This window comes from Arthrobacter sp. PvP023 (genome assembly GCF_017832975.1).
Lineage (GTDB): Bacteria > Actinomycetota > Actinomycetes > Actinomycetales > Micrococcaceae > Arthrobacter.
Genome location: NZ_JAFIBI010000001.1, coordinates 3,797,663 through 3,814,623 on the forward strand (window position 1 = coordinate 3,797,663; position 16,961 = coordinate 3,814,623).

Genomic DNA, 16,961 nt, shown 5'->3' on the forward strand with positions numbered 1-16,961 from the left:
CGGTGCGGATCGTCCGCGGCTGCAGCCAGGGCACCACGACTGCGCCTTGCGTTAACTTCTTGACTACAACGGTGCAGATGGTGCACGCTTCATTGCATGCCCTCAACACCGCGCTCAACGAGGAGCCGAACCAAAAACCCCGGGTCACAGTCCGCATTGAGGCACCTGAACCAGCAACGGATCATCGAGTGCCTGCTGAACGGTCCGTCAACCCAGGCTGAACTCGCCCGGCAGACCGGCCTGTCCACGGCCACGGTCTCCAACATCGTCAAAATCATGCAGGACGCCGGGCTGGCGTCCACGGAACCGATCACCAGTTCCGGCCGTCGGGCACTGAATGTCCGCCTCAACAGCAACGGTGCAGTTGCCGTTGGCATCGACTTCGGCCGCCGGCACCTTAGGGTGGTCCTGGCGACGCTGAGCTACCACATCATCGCCGAGGAATCGGTGCTGCTGCCGCTGGGCCACCACGCCGACGAAGGCATCCGGGCCGCCGTGGAACTCCTTGCCAAACTGCTGGACGAGAGCGGCGTGGAACGCAGCGCCGTGGTGGGCGCCGGCGTCGGAATCCCCGGCCCGATCGACCGCCGGACGGGCACCGTGGCGCAAGGCGCCATCCTCCCCGAGTGGGTGGGCATCAACATCCTGCAGCACCTCGAAGACACCCTGAATTTCCCCGTGTTTGTTGACAACGACGCCAATCTCGGCGCCCTGTCCGAGGTCACGTGGGGCCCCCACAGCGGCATCAGCAACCTGATGTTCCTGAAGATCGGCTCGGGCATTGGTGCCGGGCTGATCCTCAACGGCGCCCCGTACTACGGCAACGTGGGCATCACCGGCGAAATCGGCCATGCCACCATCCATGAACACGGCCTCATCTGCCGCTGTGGAAACCGGGGGTGCCTGGAAACCATCGCCTCCACCACCACCATGATCGAGCTCCTGGGCCGCGGCGAGGAGAAGCCCCTCAGCGCCGAGGACATCGTCCGCAAGGCGCTGGAACGGGACTCCGCAACGCTCCGGGTCATAGACGACGCAGGGCTGGCTGTGGGCCGCGCACTGGGCAACGTGGCCAACCTCATCAATCCGGAAGTAATTGTGGTGGGCGGTCCGCTGGCCGGCCTGGGAGACCTGCTCCTGGACCCGATCAGGCGGGGCCTGATCCGGCACGCAGTGCCCGTCATCGGCGAGACCACCACGCTCACCATGTCCTCGCTCGGGGACCGGGCCGAGGCGCTCGGTGCGGCTGCCCTGGTTTTCCAGCACGCGGGAATCCGGCGCTCCTGAATCTATTCGTTATCGGCCCGTTGCGTTAAAGACTTGACGACAAGGGCTGTGATCCAGTTTACTTTTTCATCAGACGGCCCTGCGGTTTGCGGGGCGGACAACGAAGTCATGCATTGGAGGCGTAAGGGCAAATGACGTCCCAGACCACGCAAAGTGATCCGATCCTTCTCGAGATGCGGTCCATCACCAAGGAATTCCCCGGCGTTAAAGCTTTGTCCGAGGTGAGCCTGCGGGTGAAGGCGGGCGAAATCCACGCCATCTGCGGCGAGAACGGCGCCGGCAAGTCCACCCTCATGAAGGTCCTCTCGGGTGTGTACCCGTACGGCAGCTACGACGGCGACATCGTGTACCAGAACGAGGTCCAGCAGTTCAAGGACATCCGTGCCAGCGAGCAGGCCGGCATCGTGATCATCCACCAGGAACTCGCGCTCATCCCGGAGCTCTCCATCATGGAGAACATCTTCCTCGGCAACGAACCCACCAAGCGCGGAATCATCGACTGGGCCGAGGCCCGGACGCGGTCCACCGAACTGCTGGCCCGGGTGGGCCTGCGCGAAGATCCCGATACCGCCATCAAGGAGATCGGCGTCGGCAAGCAGCAGCTGGTGGAAATCGCCAAGGCGCTGAGCAAATCAGTGAAGCTCCTCATCCTCGACGAGCCCACGGCGGCCCTGAACGAGTCCGACTCCCAGCACCTGCTGGATCTCATGCTGGGGCTCAAGGGCCGCGGCATCACGTCCATCATCATTTCCCACAAGCTCAATGAGATCGAGCAGATCGCGGACTCCATCACCATCATCCGTGACGGCAAGTCCATAGAGACCCTCGATGTCAAGGCCGACGGCGTGGATGAAGACCGCATCATCAAGGGCATGGTGGGCCGCACGCTGGAGTCACGCTTCCCGGACCACGAACCGAAGATCGGCGAGGTGTTCTTCGAAGTCAAGGACTGGAACGTCGGGCACCCGCAGATCCAGGACCGCCTGGTCTGCAAGAATTCCAACTTCTTCGTCCGCCGCGGCGAGATTGTCGGCTTTGCCGGGCTCATGGGCGCCGGACGCACGGAGCTGGCCCGTTCGGTGTTCGGCCGCTCGTATGGCCGCTTCATTTCCGGCCATATCTACAAGGACGGCAAGGAGATCACCCTCCGCACCGTGCGGCAGGCTATCGATGCCGGGCTGGGCTACGTCACCGAGGACCGCAAGTCCCTGGGGCTGAACCTCCTGGATGACATAAAAACCACCACCGTTGCGGCGAACCTGAAGAAGATCAGCAAGCACAACATCGTGGACCCCAACAAGGAATTCACCGTTGCGGAGCAGTACCGGAAGTCATTGCGCACCAAGGCGCCCTCAGTGGAAGAAGGCGTCGCCAAGCTCTCGGGCGGCAACCAGCAGAAGGTGGTGCTCGCCAAATGGATGTTCACCGACCCGGACCTGCTGATTCTTGACGAACCGACCCGCGGCATTGACGTGGGCGCCAAGTACGAGATCTACGGCATCATCCAGCAGCTGGCCAACCAGGGCAAGGGCGTGATTGTGATCTCCTCCGAGTTGCCGGAACTGCTGGGACTCTCGGACCGCATCTACACCATCTTCGAAGGCGCCATCACCGGTGTCCTGAACAAGGATGAAGCCAGCCAGGAAAACCTGATGAAGCTCATGACATCCGCCCGCAAGACCGCCGCCTGACCTTCTGGATACCTCCAGAACCTTCCAGACACAAGGACCGAAACAATGAACGCGCTCAAGAAGCTATTTGGCGGAAACACCCGCCAATTCGGCATGATCTTCGCCCTGGTTGCACTGATCGTCTTTTTCCAGATTTTCACCGAGGGCCGCACGCTCACCCCGGGCAACGTCATCAACCTCTTCAACGGCAACTCCTACATTCTGATCCTGGCGATCGGCATGGTGCTGGTCATCATTGCCGGCCACATCGACCTCTCCGTGGGTTCCGTGGCAGCCTTCGTCGGCGTCGCCGTGGCCCTGGCCATCCGTGACTGGGGCATCCCCTGGTACGCCGGCGTTCTCCTGGGCCTGGCCCTCGGGGCGCTGATCGGGGCGTGGCAAGGGTTCTGGACCGCCTATGTGGGCATTCCCGCCTTCATCGTGACCCTGGCCGGTATGCTGCTCTTCCGCGGCTTCAACCAGTTCGTCGGCAAGTCCAACACCATCCCGGTCCCCGCCGATTTCCAGTACCTCGGCTCGGGCTATCTTCCCGAAGTGGGCCCGAACACCACCTACAACAACCTCACGCTGCTCCTGGGCCTGCTGGCCGTGGCTTTCGTGATCTTCAGCGAAATCCGTGCCCGCCGCCGGGCCCTTGCCCTCGGCGCCGAGGTGCCGGAAGCCTGGGTGATGATCCTCAAGCTCGTCCTGATCTGCGGCGCCATCCTGTACGCCACGTACCTGTTCGCCACCGGCCGTCCGGGAACGTCCTTCCCCATTCCGGGCCTGATCCTGGCCGTCCTGGTCCTCATCTACGGCTTCATTTCCTCCAAGACCATCGTCGGCCGCCACATCTACGCCGTCGGCGGCAACAGGCACGCTGCCGAACTCTCCGGCGTGCAGTCCAAGAAGGTCAACTTCCTGGTGATGATGAACATGTCCATCCTGGCCGGCCTGGCAGGCATGATCTTCGTGGGCCGCTCCACCGCTTCCGGACCGTTCGACGGCGTCGGCTGGGAACTAGACGCCATCGCAGCCGTGTTCATCGGCGGCGCCGCCGTGACCGGCGGCGTGGGTACGGTGATCGGCTCGATCGTTGGTGGCCTGGTCATGGCCGTGCTGAACAACGGCCTGCAGCTCCTCGGCGTCGGCGCCGACCTCACCCAGATCATCAAGGGCCTGGTCCTCCTGATCGCCGTTGCCTTCGACGTCTACAACAAGACCCAGGGCAAGAAGTCCATCATCGGCATGATGATGAAAAACTTCGGCCGCAGCAGCAGCGAGCTGCAGCCGGACGAGACCTCATCCACCAAGGACGCTATCCGCAAGGAAGCCTGAGCGCTCCCCCACGATTCTCCGCACACCATCTAAAGAAAGTGAACCAAGCAATGCAAATGATTGGTAAAGCAGGAAAGGCAGCAGCGATCGCTGCTATTGCGGCACTGGCGCTGACAGCCTGCGGCCGCGCCGAGACCGGCACCACGGGTGGCAGCAGCGGCGGCGAGGCGTTCCCGAAGAACTCCTCGATCGGCGTCGCGCTCCCGCAGAAGACCAGTGAAAACTGGGTGCTGGCCGAGAAGCTGTTCAACGACGGACTCAACGGAGCCGGTTTCAAGGCTGACGTGCAGTTCGCCAACGGCGGCGTCTCCGAGCAGCAGAACCAGATCAGCGCCATGGTCACCAAGGGTGCAAAGGTCATCATCGTGGGTGCCATTGACGGCGCCCAGCTGGGTACCCAGCTCAAGCAGGCCAAGGACTCCGGCGCCACCATCATCGCCTACGACCGCCTGCTCCTGAACACCGAGAACGTGGACTACTACGTGGCCTACGACAACTTCAAGGTGGGTGAACTCCAGGGCCAGGCGCTGCTGGACGGCATGAAGGCCAAGAAGCCTTCCGGCCCGTACAACATCGAGCTCTTCGCCGGCTCCCCGGATGACGCCAACGCGAAGGTCTTCTTCGACGGCGCCATGAGCGTCCTCAAGCCGAAGATCGATGACGGCACCCTCAAGGTTGTCTCGGGCCAGACCTCGTTCGAGCAGGCCGTCACCCAGGGCTGGAAGGCTGAGAACGCCCAGCGTCGCGCCGACACCCTGCTGACCGGCAGCTACGGCACCGCTTCCCTGGACGGCGTCCTGTCTCCGAACGACACCCTGGCACGTGCAGTACTGACGTCCGTCAAGGCCGCCGGCAAGCCGCTCCCGATCATCACCGGCCAGGACTCCGAGGTTGAGTCCGTCAAGTCCATCATGGCCGGCGAGCAGTACTCCACCATCAACAAGGACACCCGCAAGCTCGTAGAGCACGCGATCACCATGGTCAAGGACATCCAGGCCGGCAAGACGCCTGAGATCAACGATGACAAGTCCTACAACAACACGGTCAAGACCGTTCCGGCCTACCTGCTGGATCCGGTCATCGTGACCAAGGAGAACGTCAAGACGGCCTACGTGGACGATCCGGTACTCGGCCCGATCACCAAGTAGTCCGCGCCTAGGCGCCTGTAGCAGCAGTCAAGGGCCCCGGCTCACCCGAGAGGGTGGGCCGGGGCTTTTGGTTTCGCGACGGTCCCGCAGCCCGGACGGGGTTCCCGCAGTCCAGCGCGTCTTCACAGCGGAAACATAGCTTCGGCCCGTTCCCCGCACAGCCACGCGCACCACTGTTGGATCAGCAGCCGGTCATTCCGTCCGGCCAGAGATCCTAGGAGTACCGTGAGCGTCCTCGCCCGAAGTGTAGGCAATGCCTTCAGAAACAAGGTCCGAACCGGGGCCGTGGTGGCGGTGTTGGCCGTGGCGATCGGCCTGGCCCTGTCCATGCTGGTGGCCAACCAGGCGGTTGCCGCCAAAGTCGCTGAACTGAACGCATCCGTGGGCACCGTCCTGACCGTGAATCCGGCCGGCGGCCAGGGCTTCGAGGGCGGCGGAGAACCGCTCACGGCGGAGCAGGCGGCAACCGCTGCCGCAGTACCGAACGTGACCAGCGTAGTCGGCACAAAGGCGCTCAGGTTGCGCAATGCCACCGAGGCGGCAGCACAGTCCGCCGCCGGAACCCAGACGGTCGGCCCCGGCGGAGGCCAGGGCGGACCCGGCGGACAGGCCACCACCACGCTGACCACCAGCCTCACCGCCGCCATCGACGCCGGAACGCTCGGCAACCGCAACCAGGCCGCGGAGGGAACCACGGGCTCAACCGGAACCACCCAGCCGGCCCGGACCATGTCCCTGCCGATCACCGCCACCGGGATCGGCGCCGAGGTGGACAGCACGGGCAAGGCCCTGAGTATCACCGAAGGCACCGGCCTGGGCGACTACAACGCGGAATCCGCCAACGCGCTTCTCGGCACCACGCTCGCCGAGAAGAACAACCTCAAGGTCGGCTCGACGTTCACCATCAATGACCAGACTTATACGGTGGCAGGCCTGTTCGACGCCGGTACCACCTTCGGCAACAACGCCCTCTACGTCACCCTCCCCTCCGCCCAGACCCTGGCTGAACTGCCCGGCGAGCTGTCCACCATGATCGTCACCGTGAACACCATGGAAAACGTGGATGCCGCCAAGACCGCCCTCCAGGCCGCCCTCGGTACGGACAAGGCCGACGTCACCCAGGGCCAGCGCAACCTCGAGACCGCCGTCAGCTCACTCGACAGCGTCAAGAACATCTCCCTCATTGCCTTCATCGCGGCGCTGGGCACGGCCGGCCTGATCATCCTCCTGATCATGGTGATGCTGGTCCGCGAGCGCCGCCGTGAAATCGGTGTGCTCAAGGCGATCGGCGCGCCGAACCGCACCATCGGACTCCAGTTCGTCCTGGAAGCGCTGGTCCTCGTGGCCCTGGGCAGCGTGGCGGGTGCCGCCATCGCGTCGTTCGCCAGCGGCGGCATCGCCTCCGCACTGATCAGCTCCAATTCATCGACGACGACGGCGGCAACCACCGGGCGCGGCATGCCCGGCGGGGCCGGCTTCCCCGGCGGCGCAGGTCTTCCCCAAGGGGGGCCCTTCGGCGGAGCCTCCCAGCTGCTCACCACCGTCACCGCGAGCGCCTCCCCCGGCGTGATCGCGGCCGGCATCGCCGCTGTGTTCGGCGTCGCCATCATCGGTGCGCTGGTCCCCGCGCTCCTGACCGCCCGCATCCGCCCCATCGAAGTCCTCCGAGGAGAGTAGCCATGATCGAAGTCAAGAATCTCGTCCGCACCTTCAAGTCCGGCGACCGCACCATCAAACCCGTCAACGACGTCAGCTTCGAACTCGAACAGGGCACGCTCGCGTCCATCGTGGGCAAGAGCGGCAGCGGCAAGAGCACACTGTTGTCCCTGCTGGGTGCGCTGGACAAGCCCACCAGCGGAGACGTCGTCGTCAACGGCGTCAGCCTGGCCAGCATGCCGGACGGCAAGCTGACCGAGTACCGGCGCCGCGACATCGGCTTCGTGTTCCAGCAGTTCAACCTGATCCCCAACCTGTCCGCCGTGGACAACGTGATGCTGCCGCTGGAGTTCGCCGGGGTCCGCAAGGCCGCGCGGCTGGCACGGGCCAAGGAACTGCTGGAGCAGGTGCAGTTGGATCCGGAGAAGCACGTGCGCCGCATCAACCGCCTGTCCGGCGGCGAGCAGCAGCGTGTGGCAATTGCCCGCGCACTGGCCAACGAGCCGAAGCTGATCCTGGCCGACGAGCCCACGGGCAACCTGGACGAGCAGACCGGCGAGCACATCATCGAGCTCCTCAGCTCGCTGAGCCGCGACCACAACACCACCATCCTGGTGGTGACGCACGACCGCCAGCTCGCGAACAAGACGGACCGCCGCTTCCGGCTCCAGCAGGGGCGCCTCACCGAGGAACCCTCCCGCGCCAGGGTGGCAGCTGCAGCCACGGCGTAGTCGCAGCCCGCGCGGCAGGAGCTGAGGAGGCTGATAGCAACCCTCTCTCAGCTCCTGCCGCTTTCAACCCAACGCTCTCTCACCAGTCGCAGGAAATATTCGGACGCTCTCTCACTTCCTGCAGGTATTTCCCCGATGCTCTCTCAGCCGGATGAGAGGATGTCACAATGACTGCCCCCATCGCGAAGCCCTGGCTGTTCAGCCAGGCCGATCAGGATCCCCGTTCCGCTACAGGACAAACTCTGCGGTGGGGAGTGGTGGCTACCGGCGGCATCGCCCAATCGGTGGCCAGGGATCTTGCCCTTCTGGCCGATGCGGAGCTGTATGCCGTCAGCTCCCGCAGCCAGGCGTCGGCTGAAGCGTTCGCTGCGGAGTACGGTTTTTCCACAGCCTACGGTGACGACGCCGGCGGAGCGGGCTACCACCGGCTCCTCGCCGACGACTCCGTGGATATTGTCTATGTAGCCACGCCGCACGCGCAGCACTATGAAGTGGCACTGGCCGCGCTCAATGCCGGCAAGCATGTGCTGTGCGAAAAGGCCCTCACCATCAACGCCCGGGAAGCTGGTGAACTTGTAGCCCTCGCGCGTTCCAAGAAGCTGTTCATGATGGAAGCCATGTGGAGCCGCTTCCTCCCCAGCATGCAGCGCGCATTCGACATCGCGGCTTCCGGGGAGCTCGGGACGGTCCAGTGGGTCACCGCGGATCTCGGCTTCCCGGCGGTCTACTCCCCCAGCGCACGGCTCTGGGCCCTCAGGGACGGCGGCGGCGCCCTCCTTGACCTGACCGTGTACCCCCTGCTCTGGGCTCTGGGCACCCTGGGATTTCCGCAAACCGTGAGTGCCACGGGGGCAGTGAACGACGACGGCGTGGATGCCCAGAATGCGTTGACGCTGGGATACCACCACGGCGCGCAGGCGCAACTGACATCATCGCTGACGGCATACGGCCCGCGGGCGGCAACCGTCGCAGGAAGTCTCGGGTATCTGCAGACCATCGGTTCGGTCAACAATCCCAAGGAAATCCACGTCAGGATCGGCATGACGGAACCGCGGACCGAGCATTTCGAGGTCGTGGGCCGTGGCTACACTTACGAGCTCCGCGAGGTCACCAGGTGCATCCAGCAGGGGCTCACCGAGAGCCCGGTCATGCCGCTTGAGGACTCGCTGAATGTCATGAGGCTGTTCGATGGTGTCCGCGCCCAGCTCGGCGTGACCTACCCGAACGATGCACACTGACGTCGCTCAACACCGCGGAAAAAATAATCAATTCGCCGGACTATTAACCGGAAAAGGCTGGACGCCGGCTCCGGATCGTGCCTAGGCTGTTAGGCAATCGTCGAATCTTCGAGGTGCCTTGGGGGGTGTTTGCGCATGGAATCAGCAGGTTTTCCATGGCGCGCGCTCCGTCCATTGCTCCTCGCAGGCGCCGCGGCCACTGCCTGGCTGACCCTATCTGCTCCGGCCGCCAGCGCCGATACCGCGTCTGATTCCGCTTCCCTGCTTGGAAGCGTCAGCTCCTCCGTCTCATCAGTAACCGCCGCCGCAATCAATCCAGTTGAGGACGTCCTGGCCGCTGCGGTTCCCGGCGTAAGAACGGACGCTCCGGTTGATGAAGCCGTACTCCCGGCACAGCCAAGTTCCGCTGAACCGGCCGGTCTGCTCCAGCCTCTTACCGGCGCTGCAACCGGTCCCGTGGACTACCTGATTGAGGTTGTTCCGGTGGTGAACCAGATAGTCCCCTCCGGCACTGTTGGCGCCGTCACGGCGCCCGTCACGGCCGCGGCCGACGGAATCGTCACCGGCATCGCCGAGGAAGTCTTGCCAATAGCTGGCGATGCCCTGCCAGTGCTGGACCCCGTTGTGGAACCGGTGGGCGACCTCCTGGCGGGCGTCGGTCCCCTTCCGGGTCCGGAGGTCTTGATACCGAATCTCCCAGTTCCTGACATCGCCGCGGCTGACGACGCAACCGCCGACAGCATCGCACCGGCCAGGGTCCCGCCCGTCAGCGCGGACGCCCCAAGCGCCAGTGATCTGCCGGCCGCCCCGGCCACATCAACCTCAGCCATGTCGAAGTCAGCGGCGTCCTTCCACCCCTCTGGCCCTGGCACGCTGCAGACTGCACCGGTACAAGCGGGAATTCTTGCAGATCCCCTCCCCCGCGACGGAACCCCCAGCCCGGCAGTGTTGCCGGCTGTTCCGGGCTCCGGATCTGGGAGCAGCCAGTCGCAAGGCGGCGGTGCCGGCGGAGCAGCCTGGCTATCAGCTTTCCACCTAGACGTTCCGCTGACCGTTGTTCTTCCCGTCAGCGGCCCCCTGCAAAGTGCTCCCGCACCGGTGTCTTTCGACCCCGGTTCATCTCCTGACTAGTTGGGCCTTCCCTGCGCCTTTGCGCGGAAAACGGCCATTCGGGCTGCCCTGGGCACCCACACAACAACTTTCAGGAGATCACCATGCACGCGAATATCCGCAGAGGGCTGATCAGCACCCTCTTTGCCGGAGGACTACTAGCCCTCGGCACCACCGCTGCAAGCGCAGCGGATACAACCAGCGGTTCCGACGGTCTCGCCTCCGGAACCCAGGTCGTCGCACCCGTCACCGCACCGATCACCGTAGGTACGACGTCGTTGGGCCTGCTGGGTGACTCAACGGCCACTACCGAAGGCAACGGCGCCACCACTGCACCGGCGGGAACCAGCACCACCCCCGCCCCATCGACCAGCGGCTCCGACGGTCTCGCCTCCGGAACCCAGGTCGTCGCACCCGTCACCGCACCGATCACCGTAGGTACGACGTCGTTGGGCCTGCTGGGTGACTCAACGGCCACCACCGAAGGCGCCACCACTGCACCGGCGGGCACCAGCACCACTGCACCGGCGGGAACCACCACCCCTGCCTCATCGACCAGCGGCTCCGACGGCCTCGCCTCCGGAACCCAGGTCGTCGCACCCGTCACCGCACCGATCACCGTAGGTACGACGTCATTGGGCCTGCTGGGTGACTCAACGGCAACCACAGAAGGCGACAACGGCGCACCGGCGGGAACCAGCACCACCCCCGCCCCATCGACCAGCGGCTCCGACGGTCTCGCCTCCGGAACCCAGGTCGTCGCACCCGTCACCGCACCGATCACCGTAAGTACGACGTCGTTGGGCCTGCTGGGTGACTCAACGGCCACCACCGAAAGCGACAACGGCGCCACCACTGCACCGGCGGGAACCAGCACCACCCCCGCCCCATCGACCAGCGGCTCCGACGGTCTCGCCTCCGGAACCCAGGTCGCAGCACCCGTCACCGCACCAATCACCCTAGGTACGACGTCGTTGGGCCTGCTGGGTGACTCAACGGCCACCACCGAAAGCGACAACGGCGCCACCACCGCACCGGCGGGAACCAGCACCACCCCCGCCCCATCGACCAGCGGCTCCGACGGCCTCGCCTCCGGAACCCAGGTCGTCGCACCCGTCACCGCACCGATCACGATTGGCGGTGCCTCGGTCGGAATTGGCGGTGACTCGTCGTCCACGGTCGTTCCTCCCGTCGTGGCTCCCCCGGTCGTCACGCCTCCCGTCGTCACGCCTCCCGTCGTCACGCCTCCCGTCGTCACGCCTCCCGTGGTTACGCCCCCGCTGGTCTTCGGCCCGGCAGTTGCCCCTCCTGTGACAGCTACCGAAGGTCCGTCGTCATTGGCGGTGGCCGGTACGAATACGGTGCTTGCCGGTACGCAGATGGCGCCCGCCGCTGCAGTAGCTCCCATGGCAGCTCCGATGCTCGCCAACACGGGCGCCAACCTTGAGCTGCTGGCCGCAGCCCTGCTCCTGCTGGCCACCGGCATGATCATCATGCTCGTTCCGGCCCGGCGCAAGAAGGCATAGGGCATCAGCGGGCAGGGCGGCGGCGGTGCCGGCGCCCTGCCCGCCAGGCGTGGTGAGACCTTAAACCGGTCTGGCCCGGGAAGCCGCTCAGGGCTTGCCGGGCCAGACCACCGGGGCCCGCATATTCCGCTCCGGCAAGCGTAATTACCAAGTACCCTTATGAAAATGCATACCCGTCCCCGTATCATCTTTAGAGTGCATTCCGAGGGAACGCTGAAAAGGATGGGGACATCGTGGAGAGTTCGCGCAGCGAGACGGCAGAGGTCCTGGACGGCCGATACCGCCTCGGCGAGGTCATCGGACGCGGCGGCATGGCATCGGTGTACACAGCCAGGGACGAGAACCTCGGCCGGGACGTGGCATTGAAGCTCTTTGCCCCGCAATCAGCCGACGCGGACGAGTTGAAGCGTCAGGAAGCCGAGATCCAGCTGCTCGCCACCCTGAACCACCCCAGCCTCGTGACTTTGTTCGACGCCGGAATAGACTCCCGCGTGCCGGAGGAGCCGCGTCCGTTCCTCACTATGGAACTGGTTGAGGGGCAGGACCTCCGGAGCAGGATCCGGCACAGCCCTGTCCCGCTGGATGAACTGGCAGTGATCGGCGCCGGAGTGGCCGACGCCCTGGCGTACGTCCACAACCTGGGCATCATCCACCGTGACATCAAACCGGCCAATATCCTCCTGGTACAGGTCCGCCCCGGCGAGCCCCTGCGCCCCAAACTGACCGATTTCGGCATTGCCCGGATTGTCGACGGCACACGCCTGACGGCTACCGGAACCATGGTGGGAACAGCCGCATATCTGAGCCCGGAACAGGCACGGGGCGCCGACCTCGGTCCCGCCAGCGACATCTATTCCCTTGGCCTCGTGCTGCTCGAGTGCATCAAGGGAGCCGTGGAATATCCGGGGAGCGCCATTGAATCCGCGGTGGCGCGCCTGCACCGCGCCCCGGAAATCCCCAACGATGTTCCCGTCGAGTGGGCCGCCCTCATCACTTCCATGACCGCGCTGGACCCCATGGACCGCCCGACGGCAGCTGATCTCGAGACCGCCCTTCGACAGGCCCTGGTCTCTCCGGAGTCGGTTCCCGGTTCCGTGGCCGAGGAGCCAACACGCATCCTCCCGGCACCGCCTTCTCGTCCCCCGCTGGTTGCGCCGGGCGGCGCCCGCACACCGGGCTCGGACACCGGCGGCCGCACCACAGCCGAGTTGCAGCCGGGTCACAGCAACCCGCCGCGCCCCAACGCTGCCCGACGACTCCGGCCTGCTGGCCGCGGCAAGCTGGCTGCCGCGCTGGCAGCCGCTGCGGTGCTTGCGGTCGCCGCCATAATGTTGGCGCCTGCCCTCACTCCCAAAACACCGGAGCCGGTTCAATACCCCGCGGTCACCGGCACCTTGGGAGAGCACCTCGACCAACTTCAGAAGAGCGTGGAACCGTGACATTACTTGCAGTCAGTCGCCTTCGCGCGAGGCCAGCCCAGCGATGGCACCTGGTCCTCGCAGCAGGCGTGCTTTCCGCGGCCCTGGCAGGCTGCAGTTCTGCAGCCCCGGACCTGGACGTGGAAGCCGCGCAGCAGTTGCAGGCCAAAGTCCTGACCGTCACGCAGTCCGCTGCCGGCAACGATCCGGCCGGCGCACTCAAAACACTTGACGAGCTGGTGGCACAGCTCGACGCCGCGGCAGCCGAGGGAGACGTTTCGTTCAAGCGCCACCAGAGCATCATGAAGGCGATCGAGGCGGTGCGAGCGGACCTGTCCACCGCAAAAGCTCAAGCCGAAGCAGCAGCTGCAGCAGCAGCCCAGGCGGCCGCAGCCAAGGCCGCCGCGGACGCGGCAGCGGCAGAAGCCGCGAAAGCGGCCGCTGTTCCCGCCGCAGAAGCGCCGGCGCCGGTCGCGCCAGCTCCGGCCCAGCAAAACCAAGGTCCGGGAAAGGGCGAAAAGGGCAAAGGCAAGGACGGCTGATTCCGGCACTTGCCGGAATCAGCCGTCCTGCCTCACGAAGATCCGCCCCTCGCCGGGACGCCCCCGCTAGGGGCTCTGCTACGACGTGAAGCCCGACGCCGGGAAACGGTCCCAGGACCGGTGTGCGGCAAGCAGTTCCTGGATCTGCGACACCACGCCGTCCGCTGACTCACCGAGAGCTATCCCGGGAGCATCCTGCGGGATGCTAGCGGCGTCCACGACGGCGGAACCTCCGCCCCAGCCGCCGATCGCCTTCGCGTGGCGGAACGTCTCGGAAAGCAAAAGAACCACCCTCGGATCGAGGGAAGCGCCGGGCTCTCCGGCCTTGGCATCCAGGCCCTGGTCAGCGTCCGGGGCCGGGTCAGCCGATCCGGCCACGAGCACAGCGTCGAACTCCGTGGAACGTGCGGTGAGGTAGGTGCGCTGAACGGGGATCCCGCCGTCGGCCCCCTCTCCCAAGTAGCCTCCGGAGGGTGCAATGACCAGCGGCACGATCCCCGCGGCATCCAGAGCCGTGCGCGCGGCACGCACCGCGTCAAGGTCACTGGACGCGTCGGCCACAATACCCACCACGCGTCCCTTCACCGGCCAGGTGCCTCCGACTTGCGACAGCGCGGGGCTCGGCTCAGCGTCGGCCACCTCCACCGAAGCTGCGGGTGCCGACATGCCCAGTCCCGTGGCGACGGCAGCGCACAGTTCGGCGTCAACGTTGGCCAGATTCTGCAGCTGCCGTTCCCTGATGGCTTCCTCCCGGCACTTGCCGAGCTCAAAAGTGTAGGCCTGGATCACATGGTCCTGCTCCACCGGGCTCAGGCTGCGGAAAAAGAGCCTGACCTGGCTGAAATGGTCATCGAACGACGCCGGCGACTTCCGTTCCTTGACTGCCGCCGCCAACTGCTCGGGAACGTCGACGAATGCGCTGAGGTCCGCCCCTGCGAGGAACGGGCAGCCGCCGTCCAGCGAATTCGGGTGGTACGGTGCCGCACCCCCGTGCACCGCCTGCTGGTGCATTCCGTCGCGCAGCATATCGTTGACGGGCGCCTGTGGCCGGTTGATGGGGATCTGTCCGAAGTTCGGACCGCCAAGCCGGGAGATCTGCGTGTCGATGTAGGAGAAGAGCCGCACCTGGAGCAGCGGATCATTGGTGACGTCGATTCCCGGTACGAGGTGGCCGGGGTGGAAGGCAACCTGCTCGGTCTCGGCAAAGTAGTTCACCGGGTTGGCATTGAGGGTCATCAGGCCGATGGGCTGCACCGGCGCAAGCTCTTCAGGGACGAACTTGGTGGGGTCCAGGAGATCGATTCCCTCGAAGAACTCCTCCTCGGTGTCCGGGAAGACTTGCACTCCCAGCTCCCATTCCGGGTAGGCTCCGGACTCGATCGCGTCGGCAAGGTCGCGCCGGTGAAAGTCCGGGTCCATGCCGTTGATGAGCTGGGCTTCTTCCCAGAGGAGCGAATGGACGCCCTGTTTGGGCTTCCAATGGAACTTCACCAGGCTGGTGGCGCCCTCGGCATTCACGAAACGGAACGTGTGGACGCCGAAGCCCTCCATGGTGCGGTAGGAACGGGGCAGTGCCCGGTCGGACATGTTCCACATGGTGTGCGCCTGCGCCTCGGTGTGGAGCGAAACAAAATCCCAGAACGTGTCGTGGGCGCTCTGGGCCTGCGGGATTTCGCGGTCCGGGTGGGGTTTGCCGGCGTGGATGATGTCCGGGAACTTGATGCCGTCCTGGATGAAGAACACCGGGATGTTATTGCCGACCAGGTCGAAAGTGCCCTCATCCGTGTAGAACTTCGTTGCAAAACCGCGCGTATCGCGGACAGTATCGGCGGAGCCGCGGGACCCCAGCACCGTGGAGAACCGGACAAATACAGGTGTTTCGACGTCCTTGGCCAGGAATCCCGCCCGGCTGATGTTGGCAGCGGAGCCGTAGGAGCGGAAAATGCCGTGCGCTCCGGCGCCGCGGGCATGCACCACACGTTCCGGGATGCGCTCGTGGTCGAAGTGGGTGATCTTCTCGCGGAGATGGTGGTCTTGGAGCAGTACCGGGCCGCGCCGGCCTGCCTTCAGCGAGTGGTCCGTATCCTGGAGCCGGAGCCCCTGCGCGGTGGTGAGGTAGGCGCCGGACTGGGCCCTCGAATGGACCGGGGCGCCGCTCGGCGTTCCGGTGGGCGAGACCGCCTCGGGGCCCCGCTGGTCCGGCTTGGGCGGCAGCGGTTCGCGCGGTTCCGTCGGCTCGGCAACAGCGGGTGGCTCGCTCGACGTCGCGCCGGGAATGCGGATGTTGCTGTCAGCTGGCATGGTTCGTTCCCCTTTGATGAGCAGTTCTTAGCCACAGGCGGCCGTTCGGCCAGAAACTAAGCTTGCTTATCACTCTAGGGAAGGCGACACGCAACCACAACGGACCTGCGGGAGATTCGTCAGCAAACTTACTATTTGCCGCCAATGTCGCTAGGTTGGTTAAGTGCGCCCACGAAGCGCAGCGAGATCAGAACCGCGGGCCGCCGGCCCGCCAGCTGAAGGAGTGATTTACGCATGGCAATTGTCCAGGAATCCATCAACGTAGGTGTCCCGCTGAGCCAGGCCTACAACCAGTGGACCCAGTTCGAGGACTTCCCGCACTTCATGAGCGGCGTGGACGCTGTCCGCCAGCTCGACGACACCACAGTGCACTTCCAGACCAGCATCGCCGGCGTCAAGAGGGAATACGACGCGCGAATCACCGTCCAGCAGCCGGACCAGCGCGTCACGTGGGAAAGCCTCGACGAGCCGCGCAACGCAGGGACCGTATGGTTCGAAGCACTCAACCCGACCGAAACAAAGGTCAGCGTTGAACTCGCCTGGGAGCCGGACTCCGCCGTTGAGAAGGTGGGAGCAGCAGTGGGGCTTGATTCCCGCCAGGTGGCCTCGGACCTCAAACGCTTCAAGCAATTCATCGAGGAACGCCACGTGGAAACCGGCGCCTGGCGGGAACGCGTCAGCGACAGCGCAGTCACTGGAAGTGCCGCCGGAACGGGCGCTGCAGCGGGTACGACGGCGGAAAATCCTCAGGCTGCCACCACTGCGGTCCCCCTCGAAGAGGAAGTGGGCTACGACGCGGTGCCTACCGAGCAGCCCGTGAACACCGATCCGGACATGGCGACCGAGCCTCCGTTCGGCAAGCACGTCCAGCGCTAACGCTGTTGCGGCCGGCCGGCAGCTGCGGCTGCCAAGCCGGCGTCGGCTCCCACGCCCGCGTCGGCTGCCTGCCAAACAAGAACGCCCCGCCTCCCGTGATGGGAGGCGGGGCGTTCTGAC

13 protein-coding genes are annotated in these 16,961 nt (G+C 65.3%); 12 read left to right on the forward strand and 1 reads right to left on the reverse strand.

From position 1 onward, the window contains the following. The first annotated feature begins 96 nt into the window (after nt 1-96). From JOE31_RS17270 to JOE31_RS17320, 11 genes are all read left to right on the forward strand, one after another. Nucleotides 97-1,287: an ROK family transcriptional regulator gene (locus JOE31_RS17270; RefSeq protein WP_209746686.1), complete on the forward strand. Its 1,191-nt coding sequence runs from the start codon at nt 97-99 to the stop codon at nt 1,285-1,287. A 131-nt stretch (nt 1,288-1,418) separates the two neighbouring features. After that, nucleotides 1,419-2,978: a multiple monosaccharide ABC transporter ATP-binding protein gene (mmsA, locus tag JOE31_RS17275; protein WP_209746688.1), complete on the forward strand. Its 1,560-nt coding sequence runs from the start codon at nt 1,419-1,421 to the stop codon at nt 2,976-2,978. A 45-nt stretch (nt 2,979-3,023) separates the two neighbouring features. Then, entirely contained in the window at nt 3,024-4,295 is a 1,272-nt protein-coding gene (gene mmsB / locus JOE31_RS17280) for a multiple monosaccharide ABC transporter permease (RefSeq protein ID WP_209746690.1), read from the forward strand. Between the two features lie 50 nt (nt 4,296-4,345). Continuing rightward, complete coding sequence (locus tag JOE31_RS17285) at nt 4,346-5,443, forward strand: sugar-binding protein (RefSeq protein ID WP_043479298.1); 1,098 nt, start codon at nt 4,346-4,348, stop codon at nt 5,441-5,443. 225 nt (nt 5,444-5,668) lie between these two features. Next, nucleotides 5,669-7,120 (forward strand): ABC transporter permease, encoded by a 1,452-nt coding sequence (locus tag JOE31_RS17290; RefSeq protein ID WP_209746692.1) that lies wholly within the window; start codon nt 5,669-5,671, stop codon nt 7,118-7,120. Nucleotides 7,121-7,122: 2 nt separating this feature from the next. After that, a complete protein-coding gene (locus JOE31_RS17295) occupies nt 7,123-7,830 on the forward strand; it encodes an ABC transporter ATP-binding protein (protein ID WP_209746694.1) in 708 nt (235 codons plus the stop codon). 167 nt (nt 7,831-7,997) lie between these two features. After that, on the forward strand, nt 7,998-9,068 hold the full coding sequence (locus tag JOE31_RS17300; protein WP_209746696.1) for a Gfo/Idh/MocA family protein: 1,071 nt from the start codon (nt 7,998-8,000) through the stop codon (nt 9,066-9,068). 135 nt (nt 9,069-9,203) lie between these two features. After that, nucleotides 9,204-10,199: a hypothetical protein gene (locus JOE31_RS17305; RefSeq protein WP_209746698.1), complete on the forward strand. Its 996-nt coding sequence runs from the start codon at nt 9,204-9,206 to the stop codon at nt 10,197-10,199. An 83-nt stretch (nt 10,200-10,282) separates the two neighbouring features. After that, on the forward strand, nt 10,283-11,704 hold the full coding sequence (locus tag JOE31_RS17310; RefSeq protein WP_209746700.1) for a DUF320 domain-containing protein: 1,422 nt from the start codon (nt 10,283-10,285) through the stop codon (nt 11,702-11,704). Between the two features lie 233 nt (nt 11,705-11,937). Then, nucleotides 11,938-13,143, forward strand: a complete 1,206-nt coding sequence (locus JOE31_RS17315; RefSeq protein WP_209746702.1) for a serine/threonine-protein kinase — start codon at nt 11,938-11,940, stop codon at nt 13,141-13,143. Next, nucleotides 13,140-13,664 (forward strand): mucin-associated surface protein, encoded by a 525-nt coding sequence (locus tag JOE31_RS17320; RefSeq protein ID WP_209746704.1) that lies wholly within the window; start codon nt 13,140-13,142, stop codon nt 13,662-13,664. The genes JOE31_RS17315 and JOE31_RS17320 overlap by 4 nt, the downstream gene beginning before the upstream one ends. A 78-nt stretch (nt 13,665-13,742) precedes the next feature. Here JOE31_RS17320 and JOE31_RS17325 read toward each other — a convergent pair whose 3' ends face one another. Further along, a complete protein-coding gene (locus tag JOE31_RS17325) occupies nt 13,743-15,965 on the reverse strand; it encodes a catalase (protein ID WP_209746706.1) in 2,223 nt (740 codons plus the stop codon). Nucleotides 15,966-16,199: 234 nt separating this feature from the next. Here JOE31_RS17325 and JOE31_RS17330 point away from each other — a divergent pair, with 234 nt between their 5' ends. Then, nucleotides 16,200-16,841 carry an SRPBCC family protein gene (locus tag JOE31_RS17330; RefSeq protein ID WP_209746708.1) on the forward strand — a complete coding sequence of 214 codons (642 nt, stop codon included), beginning with the start codon at nt 16,200-16,202 and terminating at the stop codon, nt 16,839-16,841. Nucleotides 16,842-16,961: the final 120 nt, after the last annotated feature.